Here is a 13,721-nt window from a genome sequence, read left to right on the forward strand (position 1 = left end):
CGAACACCATGCCTGGCCCCAACCGACCCGCACCGGCGTGCAAGCCATCCTCATCACAAGACCTCAACTCGCGGGCCCGTAATGCAACGGCATTGTACCTAAGGACGAATCGAACCAACGCGATTCAAAAGGGTATAGGTTCCCATCGGGGACGAAGTCGATCAGCATTGGACCCTCCCTTGGACGCCGGGCTACATAGTCGCGCATCTGCCGCAGCCCTGCCGTCTCCCACCAGCGCATCACCGCTTGCCAAAACTCAACGCCCCCAGACCTCGTCACCCGAATTCACTGGTCGAGGCTGCCGGTGGACCCATACACGTACACGACAGTTGAATACGCGGGCCCACGAGTATCAAGCGCCCCTGGTTCGGGCCCCCGCCACCTCGCCGAGCGGCTCAAGCAGCGGCGCGGGCCTTGCTATGTGAACCGACAAGCTCCTCGCCATCGTTTACCAGGCAGCACTCCACCCAGGGCCGCGTCGTTCAGGTGATGTGTCCTGGTTGATCACATGATGCCGAGGGTGATCAGTGGACGGTTGGCGTCGCGGGTGTGGTGCCGGAGTCCAGCGGCGATGTTCGTCTGGTTGGCGAGTCGGAGAGCGCCGATGGCCAGGTTGCGCAGGGATGCCATGGCACGTGGAGCGGTGCCGGTGCGTACGCGGGAGGCGTCCTCGGCGTACGTGGTGTCCCTGACGTGGTGGATCTTGTTCTCGATGCCCCAGTGGCCGCGGACGCGGCGGGCGATCTCGGTTGCGTCGGCCTGCTCCGCGGTCAGGTCGGTCACCCCGTAGATGCGTTCCAGGGTGACCTTGCCGGTGGTGGCGATCCGTCGGCGGCGCACGATCTGGACGGCCTGCACCGCGTGTGGGAACGCGATCCCGGCGACGGCGGCGGCCTTGATCCGGCGGATCTCGTCGCGGCCGTGCGCGGTGGCCCGCGTCTTGTCCAGGAGTGGCACTTCCCGCCATGGCAGGGCCTTCAGCCACTGGTGCAGGGTGGGCTGATTGCCCTTGATCAGCGCGATGTAGTGGGCGTGCTTGTCCTCGACGAGGAAGCGCGCGTGGGCGGTCTGCGAGTGGAGGGCGTCGAAGGTGACCACCGTGCCGTGCAGGTTGAGCGGGGCAAGCAGGGGCTGGAAGACGGTGATCTCGTTGGTCGTGGCGTCCACCTCGCGCTGGGCGGTGACCAGGCCGATCCCCGTCATCGCGGCGAGCAGATGGACCTGGGTGCCGTCGGTGCGGCGGGCACCGCGCACGGTCTTGCCGTCCACGGCGAGGGAGGGCAGGGGCCGCCGGTCGCTGTCGTTCTCCTCCTGGCCGGCGGCGCGTTCGCGCCCGGCGAGCCAACTTCCGACGGCTGTATCCAGCGCGTCGCCGTCGATGCGTTGGAGGACACGACGCACGGTGGCCTCGGCCGGGGCGACGGGGCCGGGGCCCGGCTCCCGGCATGGGCCACCGAGCCGGGCCAGGACGTTGGGCGGGGCGTCGGCGGCCCACTCCGCGATCGCGGCCAGGGACTTCGCCCCGGCCAGGACCGCGCACGCGGCCAGGGAGAGGACGAAGGCGAGCGGGTGGCGTCGGCCCTGGTCCCGGCGGGGATCGGGCACCTGAGCCAGGCAGGTCAGCAGGCCGGGGAGGTCGTCGGGGGCGGTCGGCGCGGTGTCGGCGAGTTGGCCCAGAGGGCGCGGAATGAGCGAGGATGAGCCGGCAGGCACGGTCTTCCGTCGTGGTGATCAGGGGCTCGACACCTCATGATCACCGGAAGTCGTGCCTGCCTCCGCGTCAGCCCCCGCCGACCAACCCGCAGTCCTGTCACAGCTCCTGAAGCGCCATCAACCCGGATGCACCGCCGGAACGACGCCGCCCTGCCCGCGTACCCCGTCGGTCACCGTCATCGTGGCGCCGACGGGGTACGCCCGTCACCCGCGAGCGGAGTGCGACTTCAGCGGATGCGGTGCTTCCGCCAGAAGGGGCCGAGGTCCCTGTGCGTCATCGACTGTGCGGCCTTCTTGAAGTCGACGGTGGTGGAGAAGCCGTACCAGTGGTCGTGGGCGTACTTCTTGATGAGGCGCGCCATGGTGCCGGCCCCGAGGACGTGCTCCAGGTCGGCCAGGACGCAGGGGCCGATCCCGTACACGACCTGGAAGTACTCGCCACGGTGTGTAGACCAGTAGGCCATCGAGTTGGTGAGCGCGGCGGTGGCACTCGGCCAGGAGTCGTCCGGCGAGCACTCGAACCCGTCCCAGCGGTAGTAGCGCGCGTTGGCGTACTGAGCGAAACTCTCGTCCAGCCAGGGTGAGTTGTACTCGTCGTTGCCCACGACGCCGTACCACCACTGGTGGGCGATCTCATGGACGGTGGCGCCGCCCTCCTCCTCGGTGCCGAGGATGACCAGGCCGGGGTACTCCATGCCGCCGGTGAACCCGGGGGTCATCACGAGGTCTATCTCGCCGTACGGATAGCGGCCGAACTCCCTGCCGAACCGGTCGATGGCGGCGACGCCGTCCTTGCGGTTGAGGCGGACACCGGCGGCGGGCGTGTTCGGCGACCAGTACGACTTCACGCGCACGCCGTCGGGCGAGGTCTGGGTCGCGGTGCGGAACGGGCCCGCCGCCCATGCGAAGTCCCGCACCCGCTTGGCGACGCTGTGGGTGACCGTACGCCCGGTACCGCCGGAGCGGGTCCATGTGCTGCCGGTCGCTGGGACCTTGAGGGCGGACGGGTGGTCGAGGCGCACACGGAAGTCGCTCGCCAGGGTGTAGAAGCTCTCGCCGTACGACACATACGGATCGAGGTGCCACCCCCTCGCGTCGTGCACGGCGAGGACCGGCAGCGCGTTGCCCAGGAAGCGGAACGCGCCTTCGCGGCCGAAGCGGTTGTTGCGTGCGGGCACGGTGAGGGCCACGTCGAAGGAGACGGCCGTCCGCTCACCGCGTGCGAGCGGCCTCGGCAGAGTGATGCGCAGCGCCGTGCACTTCACGCCGGGGCGGCCCGGAGTGCCGCCGCGCACGTGGGAGACGCGGACGGGGGACGGTCTTCCGGATGTCCCGCAGCCGTCCTCGCCATTGCCCCACAGGCGTATGTACACCTCACGCAGGGGCCGGCTGGAGGCATTGCGGAAGGACACCGTCTGCCGGCCCGCCCAGTGGGAGCCGTCGGCGTCGGCGCGCAGCTTCACGTCGTAGCTGGGGCGGTCGGGCGTCGCGGGTTCGGCCGCTCTCACCGCGGCGCCGGGCGCCGGGCCGGACGGCGTGCCGGCCTCGGCCACGGTGGAGCCTGCAGTCGCGATCAGCGCGAGCAGGGCGACCAGCAGACGGCGACCGGTTCTTGAGGGGCCCCTGGGCGACGAAAGCAACGAAGGCATGGCAGACGACATGACAGATGACATGCCAGCGGATCTTGTCACAGGGTTCCCCACGGCCGACACAGGCCCGCGCGAAGAGGGGAGGTCGGCTCCGCTTGGGCGGCGAAAATGCCAGGGTACGCAGGGGATGTTCGCTGTACGTTGGCGCACAGTAAGGATCCCGGTTCAACCCATCCGCAGTTCATCCCCTTCCATGAGGCCTGGCTACGTGTTCCTGACCATCACCACCACCGGCACCTCCGAACGCCCCGCGACCGACCTCGGCTACCTGCTGCACAAGCATCCCGACAACGCGCAGACGTTCTCCACCTCCTACGGCACTCCGTAGTTACGTAGGTTGAAACTGCTCTCCGCGCTGCCTATGGCAGAGACACAGAGGGCGCTACTCGCCGCGCGGATCAGCGTGGACACCGACGAATCAACGTCCATTCCAAGGCAGTTGGAACTCCGATCCCCGCCGGGACCAGGGCCGACGCCACCGTCGTGCGCCGCCGACGGATCGCCACCACCGGCAAGGTCACCCTGGAACGCATCTACGGGGTGACCGACCTGACCGCGGAGCAGGCCGACGCAACCGAGATCGCCCGCCGCGTCCGCGGCCACTGGGGCATCGAGAACAAGATCCACCACGTCAGGGACACCACGTACGCCGAGGACGCCTCCCGCGTACGCACCGGCACCGCTCCACGTGCCATGGCATCCCTGCGCAACCTGGCCATCGGCGCTCTCCGACTCGCCAACCAGACGAACATCGCCGCTGGACTCCGGCACCACACCCGCGACGCCAACCGTCCACTGATCACCCTCGGCATCATGTGATCAACCAGGACACATCACCTGAACGACGCGGCCCTGGCACTCCACCTCGCCGCCATCCTCATATGGGCGCGGGGATACGGACGTCGGGCCACGTATTGGAGAGGCACGCCCCCAGCCCAGCGTGACAGTATGCGGCAATGGCCTTCCGACACCCCGACGGCGACTACACGATCACCGCGATGTACTCCGTGCCCGATGACGCCTGGTACCTGGAACTGGACCTCGTGGCCGGGCAACGGAATCTCGTGACCGCAGTCGTTCCCGACGAGGATCCGGCACGGGAGCCGACGGTGTGCTTCAACCCTCTCGGGCCACACGTGGAAGTTCCCTACGAGGTCATGCGCTGGTTCATGAACCAAGTCGATGAAGAGATCCGCACCTCCCGTGCCTGGATGCGGCTGAAGCCCGAACTCGTCGAGATCATCTACCAACTCCGTCAGGAGCACATGGGCGCCATCGACGATGACACCTTCCGCCATGTCCTGACGAAGGTGCGCGCCACGGTCGCTGAGGCAGACCTCCCTGCCGTTCTAGAGGCCGCCTTCGGGCGGAATCCCGACGGCACCACCATGGACCATCTGCACGCGCCCCGGCCAGTAGATGGTCAAGGAGACAAGCCCTAGTTCACTTGCGGGCCACTGCGTTTGAGACTGCCCGACCAGGAGACCGGGTCTCTCGTCATGTAGATCATGCTGTTCTGGTCGTCTCTCCAGTACTGGATCCACATCGTCGTCCGCGCGGCGCACTGACCGCGGGCGTCGGGCGCTGGAGCGGCGTCGAAGTCGGCTCTCCACCCTCCCGGCTGGACACTGACGAGTTTCAGGGTGTACGTGCACGTGATGCTCGTGCCCGAGTCGTCGGACTGAGCGATCATCGAGCCCAGTTCGTCTCCTACTCGTCCCGAGGACAACGTGACCGTTGTTCGCGGTAGGTCCTTCCAGGTGCCGAGGTACCTCTTGGGCAGTGCGTCCTGGTCGGTCTGATCGGCTTTCATGAAGAGTCTCTCGATGTCGGCGTGGAAGACCACGGCACCGAGGACGGCCATGACGGCGATGGCGGCGGCCACCGCTCCACGCCCCTTCGCGGAGGGCTTTCGCGGCGTGCCAGTGGCGGGGTTGGAGGGGACGGATGACCGGGGCTGCCGCTCCGCACCAACTGTTCGGGAGGCCGGGCGGGCGGCCGCTGGCTGTCGCCCCGCCTTGTGGGCGGTGGCTGTCACCGTGACGGCGTGCGGGGAGGCGGGCTGTGCCGTGGAGCCGACCGGTTGATCCTTCCGCTCGTCCACAGCGGTCGGTGTGCGGACCTGTGCGGGTCCGGAAGAGGAAGGCGGTGCCGACTCCAGGCTCAGCAGGCTCACCGCCCGGCGGCTGATGTCGTCCGCCACCGACCGGGGCAGCCAGTGGGACGAAGCGAACAGGGACGATGTGCTCCCGGCGCTGCCCATCAGTTCCCGGACCACGTCCGGCGCCTCGGGGCGTGCGGCCGGGTCCTTGGCCAGACACGCCGCGGTCAGGTCCCGCAGCGCAGCGGGCTCGACACCATCGAGGTCCGGGTCGGCGTGCGCGACCTTGTACAGGAGTTGAGCGGCGCTGTCCCCGGGGAACGGCTCGTGCCCGCTGGCCGCGTACACCAGGACAGCCCCGAAGGAGAACAGGTCGGTGGCCGGGGTGACGGCGTCCCCGGTCACCTGCTCGGGCGCCATGAAACCGGGCGAACCGATGGCGATCCCGGTGGACGTGAGGTGCGTCGTCGCCTCGGCCGCCCTGGCGATACCGAAGTCGATCAGACGAGGACCGTCGAGCGTGAGCAGAACGTTGGACGGCTTGACATCGCGATGCACGAGACCGAGCGCGTGCACGTTGGCCAGCGCTTCGGCCAGCCCGGCACCCATGGCCCGCAGCGACTCCTCGGACAACGGTCCGTGTTCGGCGACCACGCGCGACAGATCGACACCAGCGACGTAACCGGTCGCCACCCATGGCACCTCGGCGTCCGGGGCGGTGTCCAGCACAGGCGTCGTCCATCTGCCCCCGACCAGCTGAGCCGCCGCGACCTCGCGCGAGAACCGGGCACGGAACCGCGTATCGCCGGCGAGGTGACGGTGCACGACCTTGATCGCCGCCATCCGGCCGCTCGTGCCGCGTCCCAGATACACCCGGCCCATCCCGCCTTGACCGAGCGTGCCGAGAAGCCGGTACCCGCCCACCTCGACCGGATCATCCGCCGCGAGCGGCTCCATGCCTGGCACCCCCGAGCCTGTGATGGGTCAGCGAGCGATCAGTGTACGGCGCCGCGGGAGCCACGGCGCTCCCTATTGACGCTTCATCAACTGAATGAAATCAGCGTGAAGTTGCGGTCCTTCGTCGAACGGTCCGTCGCAGCGCCACCCCGTGCGAGTCGACGAGGCCCAGCAGCGCGCGCAGCGCTGAGCCGCCGGGTGGAGGACGTACCCACGCGCATGCTTCAGCGCAGATCCGGGCCCCACACGCTCACCACGCTCAGCCCCGGGGGCGCGTGTGGGACGGCGAACGCGGGCAGGAAGGCGATGCCCAGCCCGTGCCGGACCAGAGCGGCGCCCATGCCGATGTCGGGCACCTCCAGGCGCCACCCGGCGTGCGACGCCCAGCGCCGTGAAGGCCCGGTCCACGACCTCACGGTTGCCGCACCACGGCGGGAAGTCGATGAACATCTCGCTCGAAAGGGCCCTGGGCGCGACTTCCGCACGCCGTCAGGGGCGGCGCTCCGGGACCGCGAGGAGCAGCGGAACGGTGGCCGGCTCACGCGCGTCGATCCCGCCGGGCCTGTGCTGTGGCAGCGACAGGAAGGCCACGTCCAGGTCACCGGCGAGCAGGTCGTGCGCGAGTCCGGCCGGGCCCGTCGTCGCCGGCCGCAGGCGGACGTCGACCGCCGGGTGCCGAGCGTGCAACTGTCCGATGAGAGCGGGCAGGTCGACCACTGCCACCGAGGCCATCCGTTGATGGTGGAGACCAATACGTGAGCCGGGGGCAGCGGCCGAGGTGCTGCAAAACGTTTAGCAGCCTGTGGGCGTCTGTGAGGGTGAACAGTGCCAGGCGGGTTGCGGAGACGACGCATCGGCGGGCCCGACCGGTACGCAAGGACGGCCGGGGAGCGGAAGCCGGAACGGCGGACGAACCCGGCTGGCCTCCGCACTCCACGACAGCCGCCGCTGGTCGGGCACCCTGGCGACGGCGTAGAGAAGGGCGCTACATCAGCCGCAGGGGTACGCCGATGTCGTCCGGTGTGAACAGGCGTGCCTTTGTGGGGTCGAACCCGTCGTCAGCACCCCGAAGCACCAGATACGCGCCCTTGCGCTTCTCGTACAGCGGCCCGAAGACAACCGCGTCCGCATGGCCGTCGCCGTCGACGTCGAGCAACGGAGGACGGTGGCGGAAGGCATTCCAGTAGTGCGGATTCGGAGTTCCGGGCAGACCGTCGCTCTCCGCGTCGATCACCTGCTCCCCGTCGAGGGACTGGGCCCCGTCCGCGCCGCCGCGTAGCAGCGTCACCTTGCCGTCGTGGCGCCGGAAATTCGGGGTGTTCACCACCACATCCGGTCTCCCGTCCCCGTCCACATCGCCGACGGCAGGTGACGAGCCGAAGTCGACACGGCGCCGGTCGGTGCTCTGCGTGCCACCGATCACGGTCCGCTCGCGGCCCGTGTCCAGACCGGACTTCGCCCCGTACAGGATCGTCAAAGCACCACTCGCGCCCGGCATGTCTGCCGGAGCTACCGCCAGCTGGGTGGGCACCAACAGGTCGGCAAGGCCATCGCCGTCCGCGTCGCCGGCGGCCGGGGCGCGCAGGCCGTCGTCGGTCGCCGCCAGGTCCTCGATGCCCGCCTCCTGACGAGTGTCCCGCACCAGCCCCTGCTCGCCGCCCTCGTACACACCGACCGAGTGCAGACCGGCGGGCACGCTATCTTCCTCCTCGGCGTCGTAGGAGTAAGTCAGCACCAGCTCGGCCCTGCCGTCGCCGTCGAAGTCACCGGTGGTCGCCGAGGCGGGCGCGGCGCCGTGCTGGCCGAGGTCGAGCACGGCTTGCCTGGCCGGTGCCCCCGTCCGGTCGAAGGGGCCATACAGGAGCAGGCCGTCACCGCCCAGCCCAGTGGGGTCCGCGTCGTCCGGGCCGCCGCGGCCGCCGTCGAGCAGGTCCACGGAGCCATCGCCGTCAAAGTCGGCGGCAGCCAACGGACGAAATCCGGCGGGCAGACCGATCCGGCGGGCGACGCCCAACCCGTGCGCGCCGCCGAACAGCGCGAACGACTCGGATTCGGCCCCGCTCACGCCACGGCTGCCGACCAGGTCCGTGAAACCGTCACCGTCCAGGTCGGCACGCAGCGGCGCCGACAGGAACGTCGCATACAGCCCGCTGCCGGCCGACGTCCGCCGCGCTGTGGCCGTATCCAGGCCCGCCCGCGACCCGTACACCACGACCAGACTCTCCGCATACCTCTGGCCATCCGCCGACTTCGACTCCACGACATCCACGAAGTCGTCGTAACCGTCTCCGTTGAAGTCACCCGGATCAGGACGCTCGGCGGGCCTTCCGGCCGGGGGACGGGCAAACCGGTCGCTGGCGGAAGGGTGGCGACCGCCGCTCCCCGCAACCGCGAACAACAGAGCAAACCCCATAACGGCAGCAGACCGGCGGCGCATACGCATGGCGGACTCCAGGAGAACTCACGGGGACAGGACCGCACCCAAGACTTTTCGCGGGGATGACTCCCGAAGCACCCACAAGGTTGTCCCCCCAACGACCGAACCCCACCGGACCCTGCACCCCGGCTCCGCACACCAGCAGAAGAAGAATCGCCACAACCGCTGCCGGCAGCCCATCACCGCCGGCCCACGCGCACAGCCGATGACGAACCCGAGCTCGGCCCCGCGCTTGATCGGGGACGAACGATGAGCGACGACAACAGATTGAAATTCCCAGACGCCTTTCGTGTCCGGGCCGGCATCGGTCGGCGCAGCAGTAACGCCTCCTTCGGTACGGACGTGCTCGCTGGGTTGGTTGCCGGGATGGACGAGTTCCTCACCGATCCCGACGGCCTCGGGAGGCAGTAGTGGTCCCTCGACCCCGCCATCCTTGGATGCGTGCCCTGGCTGGACGACCCGGTTCCCCTGAGCGCGATCGACCGATTCCCGTCGGCGTGCGTGTTCGTCACGAAGCAGGAGCCGGAGAAGCGTCGGCGCCCGCGAGGTCGCCGAGGGCCATATGGCCGAACGCAATGAGGGCATGGAGCGCCGCCGTCGGACTCGCCGACGCCCCACCTGCACTGTCCCGCCCATGCACCGACCCCCTCACTGATGCTTGGGGAAGCTGACCTGGTTGAGATAGAGGGGCATCTCGTCGTTTGCGGCGGCCCGGTCTGGCGCCGCCGGGGTGATCCGGGCCGTTTCGCCCTCGAAAAGGCGGTCAACGGACCCGCCCAGGTTCCCCTGCAAGGACATGGAGGAGAAGACGAACGGCAGCCCGTTATAGGTGAGAGGGTCCGGCCCGTCCATCACCTGGAAGTGCAGATGCGGGGCGTCGCTGTTGCCCGAGTCCCCGAGCTGCCCGATCTGGGCGCCGACGGCGACCTGCTGACCGGCGTGCACTCTGCCTCTGGTCGAGCCCGGCTTCAGGTGGGCGTACAGGACGTACTCGCCGTTCGGCAGCCTTTCGACGACGTGATTGCCCGCGTAGTCCTCAAGCGGGAGATTCGTCGGAGACGTGCCCGGGGTGGAGTCGGGCACGTCGTCACCGACCGAGACGATCTCGCCGGCGGCGGCAGCCCGAACGGGGACGCCGTAGTACGGATAGCTGCTCACCTTGTCCACCGCACCGGTATAGAGCCGGTTGTCGGCGTCCAGGCGCACGAAGTCGACGGCGAATCGTTCGGCGAACCGAGCGGTTCCGTTCAGCGGGGACGCAGAAGCCCGGTGCGGAGTCACCTGCTCGCAGCATCCGTTGCCGTCGAGCCATCCCGCACCGGCGAGCGGCGACCGCAGGACGACCGGATGCCGGTCGGGAACCGTCATGGCGGAGACCGACTCCGTCAGATTCTTCGGGACGATGCTGACCGCCTTCGGATAGGTCACAGAGAGGAGGTGCCGCAGCCGCAGGGGGAACGGCGTACCGGTGGGGACCACGGCATCGATCCACACCCGCCCCTGCCGCCCGGGCGACAACTGGTCCGTGGGCGCGGCGTCCGGTGCCGAACCAGACGGCCGGAAATGCGTCTTCAGTGAATTCCCGGCCAATTTCAGCAGGGTGCGGTGACCGTTCTGTTCCGCCACGCTCACCGAAGTCAGCGTGGCTGGCAGCGGACTCTCGTTGACGAGAGTCAGCTCGTACGCGAGGTGGGTCTTGCCGTCCGTGCCCCGGACCGGAACGGGCACGGTCGTCGGGGACGCGACGACCGGCGTGATCGCGGCCTGCCCGTCATTCGCCGCGAGGGAGGGCGTGGCCGGCATCGGGGCTGCGACAGCGGAAGTGAGTCCGAGCCCCGTGCCCAGCAGAGAAGCGGCCGCCGCGGCCGCACACACGCGGCCTGCCTTCTGTGTCCTGCGCATATCCGATTCCCGTGCAGTAACCGATCTCCTGGGAGGAAAACCGAAATGAAGTGGGAACTCACGGTACGAGGAATGCACGGCCGTCCTGATGGTCCGACGGAGGGGCCGGGCTCGTGAAGCCGCCGTCCACCGACCGGAGAGCGGGCGTCCACCGACCGGTGGGCCTCCAACCTGCCTCCCTGAACCCCCGGTGAGCCGTGAGTGGTGCACCAGGGCCCCGCCACTCAGCGTGGAAACACCGTCCGCATTCATGTGCCGATCCACCGGCGGAGGACCCACATGTTCAACGCCCGGTGCTGCTGATACATGACGAAGCAGACCCCACCATGACCCGCACCTCACTGATCCACCGCGTCGCGCTCCTCGTTCCCGATATCAAGGCGGCGATCGAACACTGGACCACGGCCACGGTCGGTCCGTGGAGATTGTCGGTGGCCGGGCCGTCACCGAAGGTCCCGGCGCCGTGCGCGCGCAAGATCCTCTGGCAGCGGCGCGCCGTGGACCCCGAGCTGACGGTTTGGGGTGACGGGCACACGCTGGTCGCCCCGGACCCGGACCGCCCGCTGGCCATGCAGTTGCTCGACACGAACCGTCAAAGAATCTCTCCACGCCAGCTGCGCCCCTGCTTCCGGCGGCCCTCTTTTGGCGGTGCTGCGCCGGCGGACGGTGGGACGTCAAACCCCGGCAGCCCGCCGCAGCACGGCCACCGGCTGGTCGACGCTCTGATTCAAGGTCTTCATCCCGTATGGCTCCTGCTCGTCCTCACTGAGCACTTCCCGCCCGTCGGGATGCCGGGAAATGTGTACCTGCATGAATGGGATTGCGTCGTGTCCCTTTGGGATTACCCACCACATTGAGGCCCAGTCCGGCGCCTGCGTCATCCGCATCACCTCACTGCTCCGATAGATTCTCGACTGGTAGCGGAAGTAGTCGTCACCTTTCTCGGCCAGCCATGCAGGAGCATCCCGAACGTGCTCTTGCCTCGACGAATCCGTATTCCACGAACGCTCGATCGATCCTGCGTAGCTGTTGGCGAGCTTGCAACGGTCTGCTCGGATGAACGAAACCTGCGCGAACAGCTCCACCCGCCCCTGACCGGCTGCCAGCGGCACCTCGACCACGGCATCCTTGGAGAAGTCGTCACCCGGGTCGAGCCGGGCGCCCGCGTTGGAAATCTGCCCCGCCGCCAGCAGGCGGGGAGCGGCGTTGAACTCTTCCTGCCGGTTGGTGTCCCAGCCGTCGCCCAGCTCCTGCCGCCACTCCTTGCGCTCCGTCCCCTGCGTACGGAACGCGGACGGCCACAGTTGCGCCGACCACAGCGTCCCGATCACGAAGATGCTCACCGAACCCTCATTGCGGAACGTGACGTGGGCTGGCACGTACAACCGCTTCCTGTCCGGATTCAGCACCGGCTTCCCGAAGGACACCATGAACGGCACCTTCGGCGGCGCCACGTACGGGACGTACATCGCCGAATACGTCACGCTCGCGGAACCGATCAGCGCAGACAGCGCAACGCCCGTGGCGAAACTCCGCGGATGCGGCACCCCCTGCCAGACCTTCTCCCGGGCCACCACCCACACGGCCCACACCGCCCACGCCACCAAGCCCGTCCACAGCCAGAACCACCCCGCCAGGTATCCCCCCTCCCACTGGAGCACCAGCAGCACCAGGCTCGTCATCGTCACAATGCTCACGCCCAACAGGACCGCCTGCCCCGAGTACTGCGTCACCCGCCGGCCCCAGAAGTCGAAGACAGCCCCTGCGGCCATCACCTCCACCACCGCACTCGCCAGGAACACCACCCCCATGACGCGGCCGCCGAACGTCAGCGCCCGCAGCGCATCCGACAGCCCCAGCCGGAAGAGCACAACCGCCGACACCAGCAACCCGAGCACCATGCAGCAGCCCGTGGCGCGCCGCCGCCACCCGGGCGGCCCCGCACTGTCACGCACCTCACCGCCGCTCTGCGGCCCACCGGTCCCCATGCCCCCCAGCATCGACGCCCCACGACCACCTCGCAGCCGCCGCACGCATGCGGGTGACTCCCGCCGCGCACCGACCCGCCTCCAACGCAGCCGTGAGCAATAGCGTCGGCTGCTGAGCGGTCCGGCTGCACGGGCACGGGTTCCAGTCGCCTGGCCACCTGCGGCCGTACCGCCACCGTTCCCCGGTGTTCCCTGGCATTTCCCTTGCGATCGGGCACGTAGAGGGCACGAGCTCCTCCCGGCGTTCACGACGGTCAACTGGGAGCTGAGTCATGTCTCCTGCACTGGTCGACTTGGCGTCGACGACGCCATCGTCAAGCCCTCACCAGCCAATACCTATGACGCGAACACAGCCCCTGAATTGACCCTCAGCCACGACAAGCACCGCGGTAGTAGCCGCGGCTGGACGAGTCAGGAGGTGTGTCTGCGTATGACACGGTCGGGCCTGATCGGCAGGCTGCGGTGGCGGGTGCCGGTCGCGTGCCAGACCGCGTTGGCGATGGCGGCCGCGGCGCCGACGATGCCGATCTCGCCGATGCCCTTGATCCTGACCGGGTCGTCAGGGTCGTCGTCGTCGATCCAGTCGGCCTCGATGTGCGGGACGTCGGCGTGGGTGGCCATGTGGTAGCCGGCGAGGTCGGCGCCGACGTGGCCGCCCGAGGCGTGGTCCCGGATTGCCTCCTCGTGCAGGGCCATGGAGATGCCCCAGGTCATGCCGCCGACGAACTGGCTGCGCGCGGTGAGCGGGTTGACGATCCGGCCCGTCGCGAAGATGCCGAGCATGCGTCGCACGCGCACCTCGCCGGTGGTGACGTCCACGGCCACTTCGGCGAACTGCGCGCCGAAGGAGTGGCGTTCGGCGGGGGCAAGGGCACCGATGGCCGCGGTGGTGTCCGACCGCACGGTGATTCCCTCCGGCGGGATGTCGGTGCCGAGGGCCAGCCGGTCGCGCAGTTCGTCGGCCGCGGCCGTGA

12 protein-coding genes and 1 pseudogene are annotated in these 13,721 nt (G+C 68.9%); 4 read left to right on the forward strand and 9 right to left on the reverse strand.

Translation table 11 applies throughout. The features are described 5' to 3' along the window. Positions 1-504 precede the first annotated feature (504 nt). Together AC07CM_RS48770 and AC07CM_RS48775 are read right to left on the reverse strand one after the other, a co-directional pair. Positions 505-1,713 carry an ISAs1 family transposase gene (locus tag AC07CM_RS48770; protein WP_478883033.1) on the reverse strand — a complete coding sequence of 403 codons (1,209 nt, stop codon included), beginning with the start codon at positions 1,711-1,713 and terminating at the stop codon, positions 505-507. Between the two features lie 227 nt (positions 1,714-1,940). Continuing rightward, positions 1,941-3,362 (reverse strand): M1 family metallopeptidase, encoded by a 1,422-nt coding sequence (locus AC07CM_RS48775; protein ID WP_478883034.1) that lies wholly within the window; start codon positions 3,360-3,362, stop codon positions 1,941-1,943. A gap of 208 nt (positions 3,363-3,570) precedes the next feature. Here AC07CM_RS48775 and AC07CM_RS48780 point away from each other — a divergent pair. From AC07CM_RS48780 to AC07CM_RS48790, 3 genes and pseudogenes are all read left to right on the forward strand, one after another. Further along, positions 3,571-3,684: pseudogene (locus AC07CM_RS48780) on the forward strand (hypothetical protein); the annotation flags it as partial. Positions 3,685-3,779: 95 nt separating this feature from the next. After that, positions 3,780-4,181 carry a transposase gene (locus AC07CM_RS48785; protein ID WP_478883044.1) on the forward strand — a complete coding sequence of 134 codons (402 nt, stop codon included), beginning with the start codon at positions 3,780-3,782 and terminating at the stop codon, positions 4,179-4,181. 137 nt (positions 4,182-4,318) lie between these two features. Then, positions 4,319-4,804: a hypothetical protein gene (locus AC07CM_RS48790; RefSeq protein WP_478883035.1), complete on the forward strand. Its 486-nt coding sequence runs from the start codon at positions 4,319-4,321 to the stop codon at positions 4,802-4,804. Here the strand turns inward: AC07CM_RS48790 and AC07CM_RS48795 are convergent. The 4 genes from AC07CM_RS48795 to AC07CM_RS48810 form a co-directional block, all read right to left on the reverse strand. Next, positions 4,801-6,420 (reverse strand): serine/threonine-protein kinase, encoded by a 1,620-nt coding sequence (locus tag AC07CM_RS48795; protein WP_478883036.1) that lies wholly within the window; start codon positions 6,418-6,420, stop codon positions 4,801-4,803. The two genes, AC07CM_RS48790 and AC07CM_RS48795, sit on opposite strands and share 4 nt — an antisense overlap. Positions 6,421-6,644: 224 nt before the next feature. Continuing rightward, a complete protein-coding gene (locus AC07CM_RS48800) occupies positions 6,645-6,836 on the reverse strand; it encodes a hypothetical protein (RefSeq protein ID WP_478883037.1) in 192 nt (63 codons plus the stop codon). A 73-nt stretch (positions 6,837-6,909) separates the two neighbouring features. Further along, entirely contained in the window at positions 6,910-7,152 is a 243-nt protein-coding gene (locus AC07CM_RS48805; protein ID WP_478883038.1) for a LysR substrate-binding domain-containing protein, read from the reverse strand. Between the two features lie 253 nt (positions 7,153-7,405). Continuing rightward, entirely contained in the window at positions 7,406-8,689 is a 1,284-nt protein-coding gene (locus tag AC07CM_RS48810) for an FG-GAP repeat domain-containing protein (RefSeq protein ID WP_478883039.1), read from the reverse strand. 417 nt (positions 8,690-9,106) lie between these two features. Between AC07CM_RS48810 and AC07CM_RS48815 the strand changes: the two genes are divergently transcribed. Next, positions 9,107-9,268, forward strand: a complete 162-nt coding sequence (locus AC07CM_RS48815) for a hypothetical protein (RefSeq protein ID WP_478883040.1) — start codon at positions 9,107-9,109, stop codon at positions 9,266-9,268. A 237-nt stretch (positions 9,269-9,505) separates the two neighbouring features. On the opposite strand, the gene AC07CM_RS48820 is transcribed toward AC07CM_RS48815, so the two are convergent. The 3 genes from AC07CM_RS48820 to AC07CM_RS48830 all read right to left on the reverse strand — a co-directional run. After that, positions 9,506-10,759 carry a M23 family metallopeptidase gene (locus AC07CM_RS48820; RefSeq protein ID WP_478883041.1) on the reverse strand — a complete coding sequence of 418 codons (1,254 nt, stop codon included), beginning with the start codon at positions 10,757-10,759 and terminating at the stop codon, positions 9,506-9,508. 674 nt (positions 10,760-11,433) lie between these two features. After that, on the reverse strand, positions 11,434-12,660 hold the full coding sequence (locus AC07CM_RS48825; RefSeq protein ID WP_478883042.1) for a hypothetical protein: 1,227 nt from the start codon (positions 12,658-12,660) through the stop codon (positions 11,434-11,436). 498 nt (positions 12,661-13,158) lie between these two features. After that, on the reverse strand, positions 13,159-13,721 hold a 563-nt coding region (locus AC07CM_RS48830), incomplete at its 5' end, for a molybdopterin cofactor-binding domain-containing protein (protein WP_478883043.1).

This window comes from Streptomyces sp. NPDC044061, from assembly GCF_056434305.1.

Coding starts and splice junctions, on each gene's coding strand:
- AC07CM_RS48775 (WP_478883034.1), bottom strand. CDS start 3,362: ATGCCTTCGTTGCTTTCGTCGCCCAGGGGCCCCTCAAGAACCGGTCGC.
- AC07CM_RS48790 (WP_478883035.1), top strand. CDS start 4,319: ATGGCCTTCCGACACCCCGACGGCGACTACACGATCACCGCGATGTAC.
- AC07CM_RS48795 (WP_478883036.1), bottom strand. CDS start 6,420: ATGGAGCCGCTCGCGGCGGATGATCCGGTCGAGGTGGGCGGGTACCGG.
- AC07CM_RS48805 (WP_478883038.1), bottom strand. CDS start 7,152: ATGGCCTCGGTGGCAGTGGTCGACCTGCCCGCTCTCATCGGACAGTTG.
- AC07CM_RS48815 (WP_478883040.1), top strand. CDS start 9,107: ATGAGCGACGACAACAGATTGAAATTCCCAGACGCCTTTCGTGTCCGG.
- AC07CM_RS48820 (WP_478883041.1), bottom strand. CDS start 10,759: ATGCGCAGGACACAGAAGGCAGGCCGCGTGTGTGCGGCCGCGGCGGCC.
- AC07CM_RS48825 (WP_478883042.1), bottom strand. CDS start 12,660: ATGGTGCTCGGGTTGCTGGTGTCGGCGGTTGTGCTCTTCCGGCTGGGG.